At 50.3% G+C, this 19,089-nt stretch carries 18 protein-coding genes; 11 read left to right on the forward strand and 7 right to left on the reverse strand.

Annotated features, from left to right (window positions below):
- The first annotated feature begins 60 nt into the window (after nucleotides 1–60).
- The 8 genes from A3193_RS01195 to A3193_RS01240 all read left to right on the forward strand — a co-directional run bounded on the left by A3193_RS01195 (nucleotide 61) and on the right by A3193_RS01240 (nucleotide 10,508).
- Nucleotides 61–1,992 carry a thiamine pyrophosphate-dependent enzyme gene (locus A3193_RS01195; RefSeq protein WP_305781989.1) on the forward strand — a complete coding sequence of 644 codons (1,932 nt, stop codon included), beginning with the start codon at nucleotides 61–63 and terminating at the stop codon, nucleotides 1,990–1,992.
- A 3-nt stretch (nucleotides 1,993–1,995) separates the two neighbouring features.
- The gene (locus A3193_RS01200; protein ID WP_069013840.1) at nucleotides 1,996–3,294 is read left to right on the forward strand and encodes a cation:proton antiporter; all 1,299 of its coding nucleotides are present in this window, start codon (nucleotides 1,996–1,998) and stop codon (nucleotides 3,292–3,294) included.
- On the forward strand, nucleotides 3,291–3,509 hold the full coding sequence (locus A3193_RS01205) for a hypothetical protein (RefSeq protein ID WP_069013841.1): 219 nt from the start codon (nucleotides 3,291–3,293) through the stop codon (nucleotides 3,507–3,509). Before A3193_RS01200 ends, A3193_RS01205 begins: the two co-directional genes overlap by 4 nt.
- 8 nt (nucleotides 3,510–3,517) lie before the next feature.
- Nucleotides 3,518–4,459: an ion transporter gene (locus A3193_RS01210; RefSeq protein ID WP_069004382.1), complete on the forward strand. Its 942-nt coding sequence runs from the start codon at nucleotides 3,518–3,520 to the stop codon at nucleotides 4,457–4,459.
- A gap of 35 nt (nucleotides 4,460–4,494) precedes the next feature.
- Nucleotides 4,495–5,301 carry a DUF5996 family protein gene (locus A3193_RS01215; protein ID WP_069013842.1) on the forward strand — a complete coding sequence of 269 codons (807 nt, stop codon included), beginning with the start codon at nucleotides 4,495–4,497 and terminating at the stop codon, nucleotides 5,299–5,301.
- Between the two features lie 41 nt (nucleotides 5,302–5,342).
- On the forward strand, nucleotides 5,343–6,611 hold the full coding sequence (gene egtB / locus A3193_RS01220; protein ID WP_069013843.1) for an ergothioneine biosynthesis protein EgtB: 1,269 nt from the start codon (nucleotides 5,343–5,345) through the stop codon (nucleotides 6,609–6,611).
- On the forward strand, nucleotides 6,611–7,573 hold the full coding sequence (gene egtD / locus A3193_RS01225) for an L-histidine N(alpha)-methyltransferase (protein WP_069013844.1): 963 nt from the start codon (nucleotides 6,611–6,613) through the stop codon (nucleotides 7,571–7,573). Before egtB ends, egtD begins: the two co-directional genes overlap by 1 nt.
- Before the next feature lie 640 nt (nucleotides 7,574–8,213).
- Nucleotides 8,214–10,508 carry an NADP-dependent malic enzyme gene (locus A3193_RS01240; protein WP_069004387.1) on the forward strand — a complete coding sequence of 765 codons (2,295 nt, stop codon included), beginning with the start codon at nucleotides 8,214–8,216 and terminating at the stop codon, nucleotides 10,506–10,508.
- A gap of 167 nt (nucleotides 10,509–10,675) precedes the next feature.
- On the opposite strand, the gene A3193_RS01245 is transcribed toward A3193_RS01240, so the two are convergent.
- The 7 genes from A3193_RS01245 to A3193_RS01275 form a co-directional block, all read right to left on the reverse strand.
- Complete coding sequence (locus tag A3193_RS01245; RefSeq protein ID WP_069013846.1) at nucleotides 10,676–11,155, reverse strand: GNAT family N-acetyltransferase; 480 nt, start codon at nucleotides 11,153–11,155, stop codon at nucleotides 10,676–10,678.
- Nucleotides 11,156–11,181: 26 nt separating this feature from the next.
- Nucleotides 11,182–11,775, reverse strand: coding sequence for a TetR/AcrR family transcriptional regulator (locus A3193_RS01250; protein ID WP_069013847.1), 594 nt, complete (start codon nucleotides 11,773–11,775; stop codon nucleotides 11,182–11,184).
- Nucleotides 11,776–11,974: 199 nt separating this feature from the next.
- Nucleotides 11,975–12,460 carry a hypothetical protein gene (locus tag A3193_RS01255; RefSeq protein ID WP_069004390.1) on the reverse strand — a complete coding sequence of 162 codons (486 nt, stop codon included), beginning with the start codon at nucleotides 12,458–12,460 and terminating at the stop codon, nucleotides 11,975–11,977.
- A 64-nt stretch (nucleotides 12,461–12,524) separates the two neighbouring features.
- Nucleotides 12,525–13,013: a hypothetical protein gene (locus tag A3193_RS01260; protein WP_069013848.1), complete on the reverse strand. Its 489-nt coding sequence runs from the start codon at nucleotides 13,011–13,013 to the stop codon at nucleotides 12,525–12,527.
- A gap of 109 nt (nucleotides 13,014–13,122) precedes the next feature.
- Nucleotides 13,123–13,707 carry a peroxiredoxin-like family protein gene (locus A3193_RS01265; RefSeq protein WP_069013849.1) on the reverse strand — a complete coding sequence of 195 codons (585 nt, stop codon included), beginning with the start codon at nucleotides 13,705–13,707 and terminating at the stop codon, nucleotides 13,123–13,125.
- Nucleotides 13,704–14,723: an NAD-dependent epimerase/dehydratase family protein gene (locus A3193_RS01270; RefSeq protein WP_069013850.1), complete on the reverse strand. Its 1,020-nt coding sequence runs from the start codon at nucleotides 14,721–14,723 to the stop codon at nucleotides 13,704–13,706. The genes A3193_RS01265 and A3193_RS01270 overlap by 4 nt, the downstream gene beginning before the upstream one ends.
- 328 nt (nucleotides 14,724–15,051) lie before the next feature.
- Nucleotides 15,052–15,918 (reverse strand): hypothetical protein, encoded by an 867-nt coding sequence (locus tag A3193_RS01275; RefSeq protein ID WP_141694527.1) that lies wholly within the window; start codon nucleotides 15,916–15,918, stop codon nucleotides 15,052–15,054.
- Between the two features lie 756 nt (nucleotides 15,919–16,674).
- Between A3193_RS01275 and A3193_RS01280 the strand changes: the two genes are divergently transcribed.
- From A3193_RS01280 to bufB, 3 genes are all read left to right on the forward strand, one after another.
- Nucleotides 16,675–17,178: an HIT family protein gene (locus A3193_RS01280; RefSeq protein WP_069004395.1), complete on the forward strand. Its 504-nt coding sequence runs from the start codon at nucleotides 16,675–16,677 to the stop codon at nucleotides 17,176–17,178.
- Nucleotides 17,179–17,870: 692 nt separating this feature from the next.
- Nucleotides 17,871–18,137, forward strand: a complete 267-nt coding sequence (gene bufA2 / locus A3193_RS19970; protein WP_071932380.1) for a BufA2 family periplasmic bufferin-type metallophore — start codon at nucleotides 17,871–17,873, stop codon at nucleotides 18,135–18,137.
- 90 nt (nucleotides 18,138–18,227) lie between these two features.
- On the forward strand, nucleotides 18,228–19,079 hold the full coding sequence (bufB, locus tag A3193_RS01285; RefSeq protein WP_235614879.1) for an MNIO family bufferin maturase: 852 nt from the start codon (nucleotides 18,228–18,230) through the stop codon (nucleotides 19,077–19,079).
- Nucleotides 19,080–19,089 lie beyond the last annotated feature (10 nt).

Consider the following 19,089-nt stretch of genomic DNA (forward strand, 5'->3'; position numbering starts at 1 on the left):
AAAAACCAAACCAAAGGAGCATGACAGATGGCGGACATAGATCTCATTTGGCACAAGGTGTTGAGTAAAGACGAGTTACCGGAAGGTCGGGTCACTTCGGTTACCTGCAAGAAAAAAACCCTCTGCATGAGCCACCATGAGGGGCAATACGGCGCGCTTGACAACAAATGTCCGCACCAGGGCGGCCCGCTGGGCGAGGGGAGTATCGAAAACGGCCTGCTGCGTTGTCCCTGGCACGGTTGGGATTATCATCCGCTGACAGGCAAGGCGCCGGGTTTTGACGATGGTGTGGAAACCTTTCCGGTGGAAATTCGCGACGACGGCATCTATGTCGGTCTGCCGCCGGAAGAGACCCACATCGGTACCGTTGGCGATCTGATGATGAAAACCATGACCAACTGGGGCGTCAATCAGGTATTCGGTATGGTGGGCCATTCCAATCTTGGTGTGGCCGATGCCCTGCGCATCCAGGAGAAGGCCGGCCGCCTGAGTTATTACGGTATCCGCCACGAAGGCGCGGCCGCCTTTGCCTGCTCGAGTTATGGCAAACTGACCGGCCGTCCGGCCGCCTGTCTGGCGATTGCCGGTCCCGGGGCCACCAATTTGCTGACCGGATTGTGGGATGCCAATGTGGATCGTGCTCCGGCACTGGCTTTGACCGGCCAGGTCGAGACCCAGGTGCTGGGTCCGGGTGCGTTCCAGGAGATTGATCAGGTGGGGGCATTCGGCAGCGTCGCGCAGTGGTCACAAACCGTTATGCATGACAGCAAACATACTGAACTCATGAACCTGGCCTGCAAAAGTGCCATTCTCAACAGCGGCGTGTCGCACCTGATTTTCCCCGATGAAGTGCCCAAGCGTGAACTGGACAATCCGCCACCGGCTGGCACACCCGAAGGTCGTTTGCCCTCGCGCGAAATCTCACCGCCGGGCGACGCCCTGCAGGCAGCAGTGGAGTTGTTGTCCAACAGCAAAAGGCCGGTCATTGTGGTCGGGCATGGCGCGCGTTTCCAGATGGACGCGGTGATTGCCCTGGCCGAACAGCTTAAGGCGCCGGTCATCACCACCTTCAAAGGCAAGGGTCAGATCGCCGACACTCATCCGCTGGCCGGCGGCGTACTGGGTCGCAGCGGTACACCGATTGCGAGCTGGCTGATGAATGAATCCGACAGCCTGCTGGTGTTTGGTGCGAGTTTTTCCAACCATACCGGCATCACGCAAAAACGTCCGACCATCCAGGTGGACTACGATCTCATGACGCTGGCCAAGTTCCATGCCATTGATGTGCCGGTATGGGGTGAGGTTGGTGTGACTGCCAGACTGTTGTCTGAGGCTTTGGCCGGTTACAGCGGTAGCGAGGACCAGACAGATGATGTCGCCACACGCTGGGCCATCTGGCGTGAGGAAAAACAGCGCCGCACCCTGGATGACCGTGGCAAAGGCATCAACTCGGCCATCCTGTTTGATAAGCTCGCCAGCAGCGCCGACAAAGATGCCATCATTGCCGTGGATGTTGGCAACAACACTTACGCGTTCGGTCGTTACTTTGAATGTGAAGAGCATTCGGTGCTGATGTCGGGTTATCTCGGCTCCATCGGTTTCTCCTTCCCGGCAGCCATGGGCGCCTGGGCCGCGACCCAGGAAGATGACCCGCGCTTCAAAGGCCGTCAGGTTATTTCGGTCTCTGGCGATGGTGGTTTTGGTCAGTATCTGGCCGAGATCAACACCGCAGTCAAATACGGCATGAACATCACTCATGTGCTCATGAATAACGGTGAACTGGGCAAGATCAGCAAGGAACAGCGCGCTGGCAACTGGGAGGTCTGGCAGACCAACCTGCACAACCCCAACTTTGCTGAGTATGCGCAACTTTGCGGAGCCAAAGGCCTACGCGTGACCGATGCCGCCGATCTGGAAGGCGCATTCAATGAAGCACTGGCCCACCCGGGGCCAGCCCTGGTGGAAGTGTTGACTGATGCGGAACTGGTCTGAGTCATGAATGAAGCCAGCCTGTTACTGGTGTTGCTCGGCATTGCCTTGTTCGCACTGTTTTCCGGGCCGATCAGCCGCGGCAGCCTGACACCGCCGATGACCTTTACCGCCCTGGGTCTACTGCTCAGTCCGATTGCGCTGGGTTGGATCAATCTCGGTTTGGACAATGCGGTGATTCACGCCATAGCAGAGATCACTCTGATTCTGGTTTTGTTTACCGATGCGGCGCGCATCAAACTCAAGAGCCTGTGGTCGGACCATGATGTGCCGATGCGCCTGCTGCTGATCGGCATGCCGCTGACCATCGGTCTGGGTATGGTGCTGGCGCTGGCCGTGATGCCGCAACTGCTGTTGCTTGAGGCGCTGGTGCTGGCTGTCATCCTGGCGCCGACCGATGCGGCCTTGGGACAGGCGGTGGTCAGTAGTCCCAAAGTGCCGGAACGCATACGTCAGTCGCTTAATGTGGAGAGCGGGCTCAACGACGGTATTGCCTTGCCAGCTCTGCTGTTTGTGATTTCGTTTGCCGCTGGCAGTCATTCTGGTGAACAGAATACCGTCTGGCTGAATTTTGTGTTGCTGCAACTCACATTGGGTCCGCTGGTTGGTGCGCTGGTTGGCTGGTCGGGATCCAAAGCCATCAATATGGCGATTGAAAAACGCTTTCTGACCCATGAATTTTGCAATATTTATTTGCTGAGCATGACGTTTATTGCCTACCTGGCGGCCGACCTGGTCGGCGGCAATGGTTTTATCGCCGCTTTTGCCGCCGGTGTGGCGACCGGTAATACGCTCAAGCATGTCAATGAGGAGATTTATGAGTTTGCCGAATCCGAAGGCCAGTTATTGAACCTAGTGATTTTCTTCCTGTTCGGTGTGGCACTGTTGCCGCAGGTGTGGCCACGAATCAGTGGCGAAATGGTGGTTTACGCCCTGTTGAGCCTGACGGTTATCCGCATGCTGCCGGTGTTTGTTTCGTTGCTGGGTAAACAGCTGCGCTGGGAAACCGGTCTTTTTGTGGGTTGGTTCGGGCCGCGTGGCCTGGCCTCGATTCTGTTTGTCTTGTTGGTGCTTGAACATGCTCAACTGCTGAACCAGACATTGGTGTTTGATACGGTGATTGTCACGGTTTTTTTTAGCATCATTCTGCATGGCCTGTCGGCACTACCGGGGGTGAGCCTGTATGCCAGGGTATTGAAACTCTGCCAGCGTCGCGGTGATGACATTTCATCGGAACAGGCCAGTGTCGAAGCTATGCCATTGCGACTCTCTTCCACCTTCAAGGATATGGAGGATGGGTCATGACCGGTGTGATTGAATCCTGGCTGGCCCACTTGCTGTTTGATTCAGTGCCGACGCTCAGGATTCTTTCCACGTCGAAACTTTGTGCCCATCTGCATGACGAAATAGACGCCATCCATGACTATTCACATAAACCCGCTGCAAACGATCTGGCGCGTGGAGCTTTGCTCTCGTTGCGGATCATAAGCCTGGATTTTGAGGAGCTGGTAGGAGACTGATTACTGTTATGTCAGGATTCAAGTCAAAACTCTATCTGTTGCTGGAAGCTATACCCCGCCAAAGTCGTGCACAGCGTATTTTTGATCTTTTTTTATCACTGTTGATCCTGGCTAATGTATTGGCGGTGATTGTGTCGACCGTCAACAGTTTTGCTGTCGAATATGAACGTTGGATTCATTGGTTCGAGATTTTTTCAGTGGCTGTGTTCACGCTGGAGCTGTTATTGCGCTATTGGGTGGCGGACATGGCCGGTGCTGAAGGGGAAAAATCTTCCCGCCTTAAATTCTGGGCCAGCCCGTACACCCTAATTGATATCCTCGCAATTGCACCCTTTTATTTCGGTTTTATTTTGAATGCCGATCTGCGTCTGTTACGACTGCTGCGTCTGTTTCGCGTTTTCCGTTTCAGTCCCTATTTCCGTAGCCTGGCGTTGCTAGGTAATGTGATTCGCCAAGAATACCGCCCTATGCTATCGGCTCTGACGATAATTGTTATCCTGATGCTGATTGCCGCAAGTGGTATTTACCTGCTTGAACGAGAGAACCAGCCGGACACCTTTGGTGATTTGCCCTCGGCTCTATGGTGGGTGGTGGTGACACTATCCACCGTCGGTTACGGTGATGCCGTTCCTCAAACAGGGTTTGGTCGGATGCTGGGCGCCGTGATCATGATTCTCGGCGTGGGCATGGTGGCCTTGCCGGCCGGCATGCTGGCTTCACGTTTTTCCCAGGTCATGCACAGCCAACAGGATCTTTTTCGCATGTTTGTTGAAAAACAGATCGAGAGGCAAGGGGCTGTTGATGAGATGCAGGTGGAACAACGCCGTCAGCAACTGTTCATCAGCCGGGCTGAGGCTCGCTCCATTATCGCCAACACGATTGAGGTGCTGCAGTCGCCGCTGAATTTTTGTCCGCATTGCGGAAAAAAACTACCCGATCATCAATCCTAAAAAAGGATATTACCGTGACAGCAACTCTTCCCTCATTGATTCTCGCCGACTGGGTAGAAACCCGTGATGCCATTCATCAATACGCCCGCATCATCGGCAAGATACGCGGCTTTTACATGCCCAAGGCAAAACACTGGTGGCATATCACCCTTACAGTGAATGCACATGGCCTGACAACGACGCCTTTTCCTGTAAGTGGTGGAACTCTGGAAATGCAACTCGATCTGATTTCACATCAGTTATCGATCTTCAGCAATACGGGATGGAATTGCGGCATCCCTCTTAAGGGAAACAGTGCTGCCGGGATGCGTCAGCAGATCACGCAACTGCTCGCTACTCAGGGCATCGATCTGGATGAGCAGCTGCTGAGCGCTTTTGAGGATGAAAGCATACTGGCTTATGATGCGGATACTGCGGATGATTTTCACCGCGCCCTCAGTTGGATTGATGTGGTGTTCCGGACTTTCAAAGGTGGATTGCGCCAGGAAACCAGTCCGGTGCAGTTGTTTCCGCATCACCTCGATATTGCGATGAACTGGTTTTCCGGCAGGCTGGTGCCCGGCGTGGATCCGGCCGACGAGGATACTGCGGATGAGCAGATGAACTTTGGTTTCGTCAGCGGCGACGCTTCAATAGATGAAGCTTATTTTTATGTTACCGCATATCCCATACCTGAAAACTGGTCTGGCCTGGCATTGTCACAAGGGGCGTATTGGCATACCGAAGGCTGGGTCGGAGCGATTCTGCCGTATGCCAGGTTGCTGAAAGCGAACGATCCGCAGGCCATGCTGCTTGAATTCCTGCAACAGCTGCAGGGCCATGGTGCTGCGCTGATGAAGTAAGTTTGTGTTAGGGCCTGTTAACAGGCCCTAAAGGAGTCGAAATGCAAGTAGCAGTAGACAAAAAACAAATCCCTGCTCGCGAGAAGTTGATCAATCGCTTCCTCGACGTGCGGACATACACCGAAACTTTGTGTCGTCCGTTACAGACGGATGATTACCAGATCCAGTCCATTATGCAGACCAGTCCGCCCAAGTGGCATATTGCCCATGTCACCTGGTTTTTTGAGACTTTTGTTTTGCCGCATTTTAATCCGGCTTACACACCCTTTAACCCGGTCATGGATTTTCTGTTCAACAGCTATTACTACACGCACGGTCAGATGCATCCGCGTCCGAACCGCGGACTTCTGTCAAGGCCGACCGTGGCTGAGATTTATGACTACCGCGCCTATGTCAATGAACAAATGCTGCAGTTGATGCATAACATTGATGACTCCCGCCGTGAGGAACTGGCTTTTCGTGTGACCCTTGGCTTAAACCATGAACAACAGCACCAGGAATTGCTGCTCATGGATGTCAAACACAATTTCTCGGTCAATCCGGTCAAGCCGACTTACCGCGACGATCTGAAAATACCACAGGGACAGAGCCGACCTGTGCGATGGCTTGAGCAGGCTGGCGGCATTCATGAAATCGGTTTTGCCGGTGAAGGTTTCGCTTATGATAACGAGACACCGCGCCATCAGGTCTTGCTACGGGACTATCGCCTGGCTAGTCGCTTTGTCACCAATGGCGAATACCTTGAGTTTATCAGGGATGGGGGATACGACGATGTGGCGTTGTGGCTGTCGGACGGCTGGGCCCTGATTAAAAAAGAAAATTGGACACAACCTCTGTACTGGCAACAAGGTGACGATGGCTGGCGACAGTTCACTTTGGGTGGCATGCGTGAGCTCAATGAGCATGAACCGGTTTGTCACCTGTCCTATTTTGAAGCCGACGCCTACGCGCGTTGGGCGGGTAAACGCCTTCCGCTCGAAGCGGAGCTGGAGCAGGCGCTGTCGATGATGCCTGTCACAGGGAATTTTACCGAATCTGATTTTTTACACCCGGTACCTGCATCAGAGCAAGGCCAGTGGTTCGGCGACCTTTGGGCCTGGACCTCGTCACCCTACACGGCGTATCCAGGTTTCAAGCCCCTGGAAGGCTCTATGGGTGAGTACAACGGAAAGTTCATGTCCAACCAGATGGTGCTGCGCGGCGGCAGCGCCGCAACACCTGCCGGTCACACCCGCGCGACTTACCGTAATTTTTTCTACCCGAATGAACGCTGGGCCTTTACCGGCCTGCGTCTGGCGGAGGATGCCTGATGCAGAACGTCACTTTTCATGATCACAAGCAGCAGGCTTTGAGTTTCCTGGATGCCGTCGTCGAAGGTCTGTCGCAGGAGAACAAAAGCATACCGCCGAAGTTTTTTTATGATGAGCGCGGTTCCGAGCTTTTTGACCGGATCTGTGAACAACCCGAGTATTATCCGCCATCGGTTGAGCGCAAGATGCTGTCCGAACTGTCTGCCGAGATCGCTTCATTGACCGGGCAGAATCGTCTGCTGATCGAACCGGGAGTGGGTAGCGGCGCCAAAGTGCGCCTGTTGCTGGATGATCTGAAGCCTTCGGCTTTTGTGCCCATGGATATCTCTTTTGATTATCTCAAAACCGTGGCCACTCAACTGGCGGCTGAATACCCATGGCTGCCGGTGCATGCCGCCTGCGTGGATTTTTCTCATTCCCTGCCGCTGCCGGATGAGGCGCCGGACAGCCCGAGGTTGGTGTTCTTTCCGGGCTCGAGCCTGGGTAATTTTGATATGACGGAAGCGGAAGCATTTCTCAAACTGGTGCGTGAAGTACTGGGCGAAGAGGGCATGCTTCTGATCGGCTTGGATACCAAGAAACCTGAGTACGTGTTGAATGCGGCTTATAACGACGCGGCTGGTGTGACTGCCGAATTCAATAAAAACCTGTTGCATCGCATGCGCGATGAACTCAAAATCGAGGTCGATCCCAGATCATTCGATCATCATGCTTTTTATAACGCCGCAGCCGGACGTATCGAGATGCATCTTGTCAGCAGACGGGATCAATTATTACACCTGAACGGATTTTGCTTTGAATTTGAGCAGGGTGAGTCGCTGCATACGGAGAATTCCTATAAATACGAACCGGAGGAGTTCCTGGACCTGGCATCAAAGGCGGGTATGGTTACGGTAAGACACTGGTTGGCGGAAGAGGGTTTGTTCGGCATCTACCTACTTGAAACTACTGCGCTCGGGTAGGGATGAGGTTTCAAATCTGCACCTCATGCTGTTTGCACGGGGAGCCAAATCCTATCTTTTTGCAGTGACGAGCAGATTTGGTTCTCGACTCAATAGGTAGTCGGCTGGACGTGCAGATGCCGATCTGCTTGTGGATCTGATCCGTGCCGGTGCGTCTGTGCAGCAATTTTCGCTGGCACCATATAGAGATATCCATGTCGGACGCCGGGCTGAGCGATAGTCGCATTGGCGAAATGTTCGCAAGATTGAAACAGCCACCCAGCATGAACGCTGCGATATCACTACCGTACCTGTCCTTCAGATATATCCTCATTCGCCTATATTCTTCATATCAGCACTTTCTAATGCAATGTGCCCAGCACCCTTCTCCCTTGAAGCCCCTAAGGGCTGGAGTGTTACCAAATTCGCCTTGGAGCACCGAAGCTCTATTGTCTTAATGCTTGCCAGAAGCATTAAGATTACACTCTCTTTGTGGGGTGATTTGGGATCTGCAGATGTTCGCACAACTCTGTCATTGGCATAACCAAACCGAATCTGCTTCTGGAGTCTCATCGCTAGATTCTATTCGACGATACAACGAGCGTCCGGCCCGTTATACTACTTCGAAATCTGAACATCCATTTCATCAGGAAACATCCGAATGTCTGAAAACTTTAAAGAAAGTGCACTGAGATACCACGTCAGTCCGGTACCTGGAAAGCTGGCAATACAAGCGACCAAACCGCTTTCCAACAAGCGTGATCTCTCAAGAGCCTATTCACCGGGCGTGGCCTATGCCTGTGAGGCGATTGTCGAGGATGAGAGTCAGGCTGCGAGGATGACCGCGCGTGGAAACCTGGTGGGTGTTGTATCCAATGGTACCGCAGTGCTGGGCTTGGGCAATATCGGTCCGTTGGCCTCAAAACCGGTGATGGAAGGTAAGGCGGTACTGTTCAAGAAGTTTGCCAATATCGATGTGTTCGACATCGAGGTCAATGAGAGTGATGTTGACCGTCTGGTCGATATCGTTGCGGCCCTCGAGCCAACCTTTGGTGGTATCAACCTTGAGGATATCAAGGCGCCCGAGTGCTTTCTGGTGGAGCAAAAGTTGCGTGAACGGATGAGCATTCCGGTTTTTCATGATGACCAACATGGTACAGCGATTGTTGCGGCGGCGGCGGTATACAACGGTTTAAGACTGGTAGACAAAAAGATTGAAGAGATAAAACTGGTGGTCTCTGGAAGTGGCGCGGCCAGTATTGCCTGTGTCGATCTGCTGGTCAGTATGGGTATGCAGAAAGATAACGTCACCTTGATCGACCGCAGTGGTGTCATTTACCAGGGGAGGGAGTCCGGCATGAACCCCTGGAAAGAGAAGTATGCCCGTGAGACAGAGATGCGAACACTGGATGATGCCATCGATGGCGCTGATCTGTTCATGGGGCTTTCCGGACCGGGAGTGCTGACTCAGGAGATGGTAAAGAAAATGGCCGAGCGGCCATTGATTCTGGCGATGGCCAACCCGGAACCTGAGATCAGGCCGGAACTGGCGAAGGAAGTTCGCCCTGATGCGATCCTGGCCACCGGTCGATCGGACTACCCGAACCAGGTCAATAATGTGCTCTGTTTTCCTTTTATTTTTCGTGGTGCGCTGGATTGTGGTGCGAAAACGATCAACGAGGAGATGAAGCAGGCTTGTGTTAAGTCGATAGCCGATCTGGCGATGAAGGAGGCAACTGACGTGGTTGCCGAAGCCTACTTAGGGGAAGAGCTCAAGTTTGGTCCAGATTATCTTATTCCCAAACCTTTCGATCCACGGTTGATTGAAGAAGTGCCGGTTGCCGTGGTTCGTGCAGCGATGGAGAGTGGTGTAGCGACCAGACCGATCGAGGATCTGGATGCTTATCGTAAGTCGTTACATGAGTTTGTGAATGCCTCCGGCTTATTCATGCAACCCATGATTGAAGCTGCCAAAAAGGGACCCAAGCGTCGACTGGTCTATGCGGAAGGAGAAAACGATGATGTATTGATGTCGATGCAGGCCATCGTCGATGAAGGTGTTGCAACCCCCATCCTGATTGCTCGCCCAGAAATCGTGAAGCAGAAGATGGATCGTCTCGGCTTACGCTTTACTCTCGGTGAGGATGTGATGGTGTTTAATCCCAACGATTGTGATCAGCATGATCGCTATTGGCAGCACTATCATGATCGAGTCGGGCGAAATGGCGTAGACGTGGAGGCGGCACGCAACGAAGTCCGCAACAATCCGACTGCTTTGGCATCGGTAATGGTTTCGATGGGTGAAGCAGAAGGCATGATCTGCGGCAAAGTACGTCGTTTTGATAGCCATTTCAAAACGATTCACAAGGTGTTAGGCACTGACAGCAAAAACCAGCGTGCCTCCACGGTATGCGCATTGCTGCTGCCCAGCGGTCCCCTGTTCCTGGCCGATGCCTTCCTCAATCTCGATCCCGACGCTGAAGAACTTGTGTCCATTACAGAATCCGGGATCGAATTCGTACGTCATTTCGGCATCGAACCGAAGGTGGCGCTACTGTCACACTCCAATTTTGGATCTTCACGCGGTGGTTCAGCGCACAAGATGCGCGATGCGGCCAAAATTCTGAGACAAAAACATCCGGATGTGGAAGTCGATGGTGAAATGCATGCTTTGACGGCGATGAATGAGGAACTTCGCAAACGTATCCTGCCGGGTGCCAATCTGACGGGGGCGGCCAACTTGTTGATCATGCCGAATCTCGATGCGGCAAATATCGCTCTTGGATTGATTCGCTCGCTGACCGATGCATTATTGGTTGGGCCGTTCCTGAATGGCATCAGCAAGCCGGCTCACATTGTGATTCCTTCGGTAACAGCACGCGGGATCTTCAATATGAGTGCGATTACAGCAGCGGATGTTGAACGCTATTGCGAGATCAATATCAGTTCAACCTGATTCTGAATCGGCTTTTTGATTAACATAGGGCACCTGGTGAGTTGGGAAAAACCGGTGTCCTATGATTATGACGCTGTGGCGGAGTTTGCTGGGTGAACCTGGGAGATATATCCGTTAACTTTGCCATTCCGAACTAACTAAAAAAATCAAGAACCTGATATGCAGGTTCACAGATCCATTTTCAGTTTTCTACCTCCAGTTATCGAGAAACCTTCACGTACATAGAAAGCCAGGGTTTTGTCAAACTGTGGGAGCGGGGGTGTTGTGACCTCCAGGCGACTCCAGCCTTTCGAAGCGGCGAATTCTTTTGCGTGTGATAGTAGCCGTAGTCCAACCTTGTTCGAACGGTAGTCAGGTCGTACATAGAGCTCCGGTATAGTGCCGAAGGTGCCTCCAGCATAGAGTGCGTAACTTTCATACAGCGTTAGTAGTCCAATACTTTCACTCTGCTCGTTACGTGCAGTGAACACAAAATACTTTTTCTGCTCGATAAGATCCTTGAGTTTTAAAGATGTCTCTTCAAGGTCATAATTGAATGCTTGAACGCCAATGGCGTGGGTGATTTCAATCAGCAACTCATCCACTAACATGGCCACTTTCTGCACATCGTTGACAGTGGCCGTATGAATTGTGATATCTGTGTCCATACTATTATCCATGTGCCTTACAAGTCCTAGGTGTTGGTGCATACTTCGGTCAGCCATTCACGCATCACGATTGATTGCCGTCGGACAATCTCCGGATCTTCATGGATATGCGCCATGAGACTTGCTCCCTGGGCCATCACCATCAGTTGCTCTGCACGCGCCCGCGCTGATTCTCGCGGCAGGATAGCGCTAAAGCGTGCTTCCAGCCAGCGCAGGTAAAGTTCGAACATGGCCCTTGCCTGGTGCTGCTGTTTACGATGATCCTTGCCAAGTTCACTGTTCAGGGTACCCATGGGGCAGCCGTACCGGGCGAGGTTGTCCGCATTGTCATCAACCATCGCGATGAACCGCTCCACGCAGTCGTAGGTGGTGCCGCAGTCGAGTGACCAGCTCTCGAGCTGTTCTCTGATACCCTCAACCTGTTGCTCGATAACGGCTTGTAGCAATTCATCCTTGGATTTGAAATGGTACTGAATATTGCCTTTTTGTAGTTTCGTTTGTTGTGCGATATTTGCGTAGGAGGTTGCACCAAAGCCTTTGTGGTAGATGTGGCTTCGGGCCGCGTCAATAATGCCTAAACGTGTGGGCTGTTTTACCGCTCTCTTCTGATCTGTTTTCATGATCTGTACCTATGGGAGGTGGGATCGTCAGCAAGTCCCGTTGTCACCGAAAGGTTGTGCCATTAATCGCGTCAGGATGTGGCTTCTCTCTCATTGTAGAGGTTGTCAGCATGTGGATCTGTTGGTAATTATATCGGTACTTGCTTCATGGCCTCTCGATTAAGCTGTGGTCTATGCATAGTGTGACTTTTATATCAGGTTATTTGCTGCGGTATTTTTTTGCAATGCGCGAAAGTGAAGGGGCCGCCTCTTTAAACTCCATTTGAAAGATGGGTATGGTTCGGCTCACACCTTCGGTCGCACAATCCAGGTACTTCGAAGCTGCCGAAACTGCGGTTTCGGTTCCGCTGTTCCGGTAGGCCTTGGCAAATTCTCTTAGTGTTTCATCACTGCAAGCAGATATTATCGTTGCGACTACCCGCTCTCCAACTTTGTCCCAGGTCAGGCGACTCTTGAGTAGCGCTTCAATCTCTTCTCTGAGTCCGCTCTTTGCCTCGGTAGTGAGGTTTTTGTACAGACCTTTCTTTTCCAGGTAAAGCTGATAGTTTTCTATTGTTTTTGTCGAAAGCCTGGCCCAGCGACTCTCCAACTGCAGTACATGGGAGAAATAGTCGTAGTCGGGGCCGGCATGAGCCGGTATAGAGATCAGCAGCGAAATCACGGTCGCCATAAGCGTCTGTTTCATTTTAGTACCTTTTCAACCTAAACATACCCAATGCATATGTATCTATTAACTACGTAGAGTACTATTATTTAAAGGGTTTTATTACTCTGCGATCCAGCTTCCAGCCATTTTCATTAACTAGATGGACCTCTTCAATGGTCTTCTCAATAGTGGTAACGGAATCCACAGAAGGTTTGTTGCTGAAATGGTTCGGGATGTTTTCGTCTTCAACGACAAAGGTGATAACAGCCTTCGTATCCGATTGATGGAAGTCTGTCTTTTTTCGACTCTTTTCGTACTTAAAGGCCCGTTGTCGGCCTCTAAACAGAGTGGACTTGGCTTCCGCCTCAGAGATTCCCCTCGATTTGAGTTTCTCGATATATTGATAACTCGCCTTCAGAGTACGATTTGAGAGCAGGCCGGTAAGAGAGTCAAAGTCGCTGCTTGATGACAAGGACTTGCGGTACTGATGGTAGATCTCTTCCGGGCCAGCCTGTTGTGAATAGCAAACCGGTAGCCAGAGAAGTGATATGACTAAAATCATGATGGACAGGTTATTGGCCTTTTTTTTCATAGTTAATTACTCCATGTGATACTTCGTTTGGACAGTTTTTCAGTTTCGATGTGTCATCCAGTTTATTGTCATATCAGCCTTTGAGTACAACAAAAATCCAAGCCGACACTTATGTCCGGTTACTTATACGCTCCATCTTTAAAGTTGGATTCAAAGAATGGGAAAACAGATGCTCCAGTGGTATGTGATCCCCAATATCCCGCCCGTAGTAGACTTCGATCAAGCGACCGTTACGATCTATGAGAAAATCGGCGGGTAGGCGATGTATCTCGTTTTCCATGGTGCCGGGTAGGAATCCGTTTGTCACCACCGCACGGTAGACCTGGGGTATTCCCAGAGTCCAGGCACGGGCGAATCCACGCCAGGAACTCTCCACCCCATACAGACGATAGAGTTTCAGATCCGGATCGGGTATGAGCGGGAAAGGCGGTGACTGGGTGCCCACATAGTGTGCGATACGTTCCAGTGGTGACTGGAATACCGCCAGGATACGGATACCGCTTTCGAGAAACTGCTGGTGTTTGGTGATCAGCTCTCTGATCCGCAGATTGCACAGTGGACAGGAGGCGTAGCGAAAAAAACTGAGTAGGGTCATGCCTGGATGCGAGCCGAAAGGCTCAATTGGATTGCCTTGCCAGTCATGAGTCTCGAAAGTCGGAGCTCTCCCGCTGGGTTTGAGTTGAGTCTCTTTCATCGGCCACTCCCTCCGGGAAGAGGTCGGGCCATGGACATCGCCTTGCCCTGGTGTTTGCCCATCTCCGCCATTTGAATATCAATGGCTTCCCGCCAATGGTGTCTTGGCTTGTAGCCGAGGAGTTTTGATGCGCGCTCATTGTCGGCACTGGTTTCCTGTAACAGATGGATGATGCTGCGGGTCACGAGCGGCTCCCAGGGCAGCAGCGGATTCAACTTTTCCATCATCCAGGCGAAGACAAAGGCGAGCGGGAAGGGGACGCTGAAATGAGGCCTTGGCAGTCCATATTGCTGATGCAGGTAGTCGATCACTTCCCGTACCCGGGGAACCTCCGGACCGAGAATATTGAATGATTGATAGCCGGTCAGCTTCGGGGTGGTGGCCGCTAGCTCGACGGCGTGGCCAATATCGCGACCATCGGTGATGGTCATACCGGTTTTACCGCCCTTTACCCAGGGTACTAAGTGGGTTTTCAGGCGTGGCACCAGGATCGGTAACAGGCCGAGTGCATATCGGGAACCGGCAAACAGACCCAGGCGCAGATTAATCGTACAGAAACGATCGTTGGAGGCTTCGCGTAATCGATCCTCGATTCGTACCACATTCGTCTCGTGGGGCCAGTAGGCGCGCTTGATACCAGGGCTCATTGGATCAGATGAGGCCCCTGGCGCTGCGGCACTCACGGTACTGATAAAGATAAATCGTTTAACCCCCTGGCATCGGGCTGTTTCGATCAACGCCAGGGATGGTTTGAGAAACAACTCATCGGATTGCTTTCGATGGTCCCAAAGTGAAGTCCAGGCGGCGGCATGAATCACCGTATCGATCCCATGCATCAGTTTCTCGAGGTAGTTGACGTCGCGTAAATCCCCGATTCGGGACTCCCCTGAGAATCCACCCGGTAATCTGGAAGGGTCGCGGCAGGCCGCAATGGTTATCACGTCCTGGTGTTTTGCCAGGGCTTCGATGCAATGACTTCCAACGAAGCCGGTAGCGCCGGTTATCAGAACTCGCATGGGCGTTTTCCTTTTCTGACTGTGTATTAATGACGACTTAGATTAGTACGAACGTATAGTAATTTCAAGTACACAGTATTTTTGGGTTAGTGTCTTGAATGAGCCTCCGGTGGAGAGATAGGGGAGGATTGAGAATTTCGGTTATTTTTGATTGTGAGAGTAACTACTTCAAAATAAGGGAGGAACAGTTCATGATAGGAATGGGTCACCAGCCGCTGAATTCGAATTGAGTCGAATGGTGGCGCAGATTTCCGGCTTTATCTTTGTTGTTGCCCCTGTGCATAGCCTTGGGTGTGGAGTCCCGTAGCGAAATATAAAGAGTGCAGTATCAACGTTGTGATTGAGATAAATCCCCGTTCGTCGATCTGCGGATTCGGGCTTCTACCAGGATTGTATTCAATCTCTTTTCATCCGCGATTTCAGGATAGAGTTTATGGAATCTTTCTACTTCCAAGGCATGCTTTCCGGCTGATGATTCCAACTTCCTCCTGCACTCGAGCTCTAAACCGGGCAACATGAGTAGACGTGGCGCCAGTCTCTGTATATAGCGTTGGCAGAGGCTGTTTTTCTGGTCATCTCCCCAATCCTCCCTGATCATCATAGGTGGGAAATTTTCCACTTCGCCAATGCCCCGTTTGAACCACTTTGCTTTAGGGAAGTAACCGGCTGTTTTGGTTACCATCTGTTCAACTCTATAGTTTACAGGCGGTTTATTGTTCTGTTTCTCTGTTTCCGTATATTCGATTGGCATCACGGCGGCAGGTAGTGCTTTCCACTCTGTATTGGTTGGAAAATTACTGAAACTATCAGGATTGTTGCAGCTGAAAACCAGTGCTAAGGGTGATTCATCTTTCGGGTCAAGAATCCAGTATTCATACAGATCGTCAGACGGGAACGGGTAGTTCGCATTAACAAGAAACTCAGCCAGTTGAATGATTCTGTCGTCTATGACTGTGCCATGTAGTGATCCTGTTTTGGCAATCGTGTTCATTGCCTCATGCTCCAGTGTTTGAACCCGAATAAATCGCCTGCGCCCGGTTTGTCCGGCTTTATTCAAATTGACTTCGGCATCGTAGAGAAAATGGATCTCCCAGCTGAGGGCGTCGAGTGTAAGCGCTCTTGCGGTATCGGACTCGACGATTTGCACCAATCCTGAGTAAGGAGGCATGAGGCGTTGCGAATAAGCTTTGATCATGAGTCAATTCGACCATGGAATTCATTTTTTATTCAAATGGAAGAATAAAGGTTATTTATGTCATGTCAGTGAGATCCATAGCAGGTGGATCATTCAAACTGGTAACAGGCCCTAGTTGCGGTTACCAATGGACCGTTTTGCTGTAGTTAAGACGCTAGACCGAGGTTTGAGATTTGCTGCTCATTTTAGTAAAGATAGCTGGTTGAATTGAGCGAGTTCGGGCAGTAAACCGTATTGATTATGAATACAAATCATTGAATTAGAATATTGAGCATCCGATGAGTAAATCGACATATCTGAAACAGAAATAAGATCGCCTGTATCCATGTAGTGAATTTTATTCCTGTCCTCTGTTTTTCTGATGATAAAGCTCACAGGCCGTGATGCCTGGTTTTGTTCAGTGCAGCAATTGAAATGGCACCCGGCTTTATTGCCTGGAAGTGAATTGAGAGTCTTCCGGAATGGTTCTGGTGTAGTGATCGAAGGCTCACTATACGATCAATCGATGCAAGTGGTAGACAGGTCGACTTTTCGGTTGTTTAACAGATGTAATTATTTGATTAAGAGTGAAATAGTGCTGTTTAAGTCGTGTAACATGGGGTGACGGATTGAACAAGTGTTTACAGTTTACATGCTTATCAAATAAGATTGCACTCTGAATAACTAGCAGGTTTCAATTTTTCATTCGCTGAATTGGCGCGGATGCTTTGAAATCTGTAAAAATAGCAATAATCCAATTATTATAAAGATTCCAATATGACTCTTTCAGCAGAACAAAATTGTTACTTTTGCAAGGTAACCAGTCAGACAGCCGATCCTTTTATTTTCGAGAACAGATCCTTTGTCGGTATCTTTGATACTAATCCGGTCAACCCTGGTCATGCACTGGTGATTCCACGTAGGCATGTCGCATCTATCTTCAATCTAAATGATGCCGAGCATGAGGATTATTTCGATGCAATTAAGGGTGTTAAAGATGTCATTGAAACAACTGACATGATAGAGCTTTATCAAAACATGCTTAATCGACGTTATCTCCAAAATCGGCCTAAGGATCACATTGAAACTGTTTTACAATTACCCTTCTTGTTAGACAAGCCGAATGCATACACGATCGGTAATAACGACGGACGAGAAGCGGGAAGAAGTATAGACCATTTACATGTGATTCTTTTACCGCGCTACAAAGGGGATGTAGAGAACCCGAGCGGAGGAATCCGAAATGTCATTCCCAGCAGGGCAAACTATCAAAGAACCTGAGTGAGAGATTTAAAAGCTTATTCTACAAGCCTATGCTGTAATTCAAAACAGAACTCGGAAAGACGTTGATTTGTTGTCAGAAACTGCATCTATCCGCAAAAATTGAGTAGACAACACCCAATTACTTCTGATGACTCAATCAAAGAGCCCTACATCAAATTTGTATATGGCCTAACAGGCCCTAACCGGGTGGGGCTGGGAATTCTCGACATCCTCATCTGCATCACAGACACTTATGAGCCGATTGACCTAGGCGCAAACATGATCGTGGAGTAGCGCTGTGAACTTGGTTGACTCTCCGATTATGACAACAAGCTGCTTTCTGTCTATTCTTGCCCGGTTGAGTAGGATATCGGTGGCCTGTAGCGATATTATCGATCGTTACGGTCTCTGTAATCGTTCTTTCTGTAAACAGGGGATGCTGAATATCCATACCATCCCTGCTGCTCGTGTCTCGGCTTTTTTTATAATCCTCATGATTACTGACAGGACTCTCAGTTTATTCAGAATTTGCAGTGGTTAAATACGCTGCTTCATCCGTCGCCCATCCGCACTCCCCGCTATTGTCTTTTGTTATCTTACCGTGATACTTCCGTGATAATTCTCTATAAGAATTGATTCACGCTGATGGCAAAGCCAGCCTTCAGTGTTTTTACATTACAGAATAATTTTGTAAACCGAAGGAGATATTCATGATAACCCGCAGAAAATTCGCTTCGATTGCGCTGGCATCCACCGCCGCCACCATGTTTTCCATGGCACCTGTCGCTACGGTCCAGGCCGGAAGTGATGCGAATGTGCAATGTTATGGTGTAAACAAGTGTAAGGGCCATAATGATTGTAAAACCGCCAATAATGCCTGTAAGGGCCATGCAGCATGTAAAGGGCAGGGATTTATTAAAATGTCCCAACACGCCTGTGAAGAGATTGGTGGCTCTGTAAATAAACCGAAAGGGTAATTCAAGTAACGATGGACTGGTGCGCTATCCAAGGATAGTGATGCCAGTTCCTTACTTGCACACATGCCAATCATCGATTGGGGAAGCGTTGTGATCGAAACTGAAGACAATCAAAGACCTTTTCTCGGTTATGGATTGGGTCTGCGAAGACAGCATTACGAAGCTGTGATCGATACCAAACCTGAAGTGGACTGGTTTGAAATCATCTCTGAGAACTATATGGTGGATGGTGGTAAGCCACTCCATTATCTTGATCGGATTCGTGAGCACTACCCCATGGTAATGCATGGTGTGTCTATGTCCATCGGTAGTATTGAACCACTGAATTACGATTATCTGGATAGATTGAAGGCTTTGATAGAGCGTGTCGAGCCTGCCTGGTTTTCAGATCATCTATGCTGGACCGGTATCGAAAAACTGAACATGCACGACCTGCTTCCTCTGCCTTATACAGAAGAGGCGTTGGATCATGTGGTAGAACGTATCGTCAAGGTACAGGACTATCTTGGACGACAGATGTTGATTGAAAATGTATCAAGTTATGTAAGTTACAACGAGTCACAGTTGACGGAATGGGAATTTTTACGCGAGGTGGTGGAACGCGCCGACTGTTTGATGCTGCTCGATATCAACAACATATACGTCAGTGCCTTTAATCACCATTTTGATCCAGTTGAATATTTAAGGGCGATGCCCAGTGAGCGGATCTATCAAATCCACTTGGCTGGCCACACACAAGAGAAGGGACTGATCGTGGATACTCATGATCATCCTATTATAGATCCGGTTTATGAGTTGTATGCCGAGGCGGTCAGACACTTTGGTCGTGTCAGCACGATGATTGAGCGTGATGACAATATACCGCCACTGATGGATCTGCTGTCTGAGCTCGATCGTGTTCGGCAGATCGGTAATGCCCTTTATAGTGAACAGGTGGCGTAAGGGGTGACAA

Source organism: Candidatus Thiodiazotropha endoloripes (assembly GCF_001708965.1).
GTDB classification, from domain to species: domain Bacteria; phylum Pseudomonadota; class Gammaproteobacteria; order Chromatiales; family Chromatiaceae; genus Thiodiazotropha; species Thiodiazotropha endoloripes.

Bases quoted from the DNA above. Each gene is read 5' to 3' on its own strand.
- A3193_RS01275 (WP_141694527.1), bottom strand. From the start codon at position 15,918: ATGATCAAAGCTTATTCGCAACGCCTCATGCCTCCTTACTCAGGATTG.
- A3193_RS01250 (WP_069013847.1), bottom strand. From the start codon at position 11,775: ATGAAAACAGATCAGAAGAGAGCGGTAAAACAGCCCACACGTTTAGGC.
- egtB (WP_069013843.1), top strand. From the start codon at position 5,343: ATGCAAGTAGCAGTAGACAAAAAACAAATCCCTGCTCGCGAGAAGTTG.
- A3193_RS01205 (WP_069013841.1), top strand. From the start codon at position 3,291: ATGACCGGTGTGATTGAATCCTGGCTGGCCCACTTGCTGTTTGATTCA.
- egtD (WP_069013844.1), top strand. From the start codon at position 6,611: ATGCAGAACGTCACTTTTCATGATCACAAGCAGCAGGCTTTGAGTTTC.
- A3193_RS01210 (WP_069004382.1), top strand. From the start codon at position 3,518: ATGTCAGGATTCAAGTCAAAACTCTATCTGTTGCTGGAAGCTATACCC.
- bufA2 (WP_071932380.1), top strand. From the start codon at position 17,871: ATGATAACCCGCAGAAAATTCGCTTCGATTGCGCTGGCATCCACCGCC.
- A3193_RS01270 (WP_069013850.1), bottom strand. From the start codon at position 14,723: ATGCGAGTTCTGATAACCGGCGCTACCGGCTTCGTTGGAAGTCATTGC.
- A3193_RS01200 (WP_069013840.1), top strand. From the start codon at position 1,996: ATGAATGAAGCCAGCCTGTTACTGGTGTTGCTCGGCATTGCCTTGTTC.
- A3193_RS01265 (WP_069013849.1), bottom strand. From the start codon at position 13,707: ATGAAAGAGACTCAACTCAAACCCAGCGGGAGAGCTCCGACTTTCGAG.
- A3193_RS01280 (WP_069004395.1), top strand. From the start codon at position 16,675: ATGACTCTTTCAGCAGAACAAAATTGTTACTTTTGCAAGGTAACCAGT.
- A3193_RS01255 (WP_069004390.1), bottom strand. From the start codon at position 12,460: ATGAAACAGACGCTTATGGCGACCGTGATTTCGCTGCTGATCTCTATA.
- A3193_RS01260 (WP_069013848.1), bottom strand. From the start codon at position 13,013: ATGAAAAAAAAGGCCAATAACCTGTCCATCATGATTTTAGTCATATCA.
- A3193_RS01240 (WP_069004387.1), top strand. From the start codon at position 8,214: ATGTCTGAAAACTTTAAAGAAAGTGCACTGAGATACCACGTCAGTCCG.
- A3193_RS01245 (WP_069013846.1), bottom strand. From the start codon at position 11,155: ATGGACACAGATATCACAATTCATACGGCCACTGTCAACGATGTGCAG.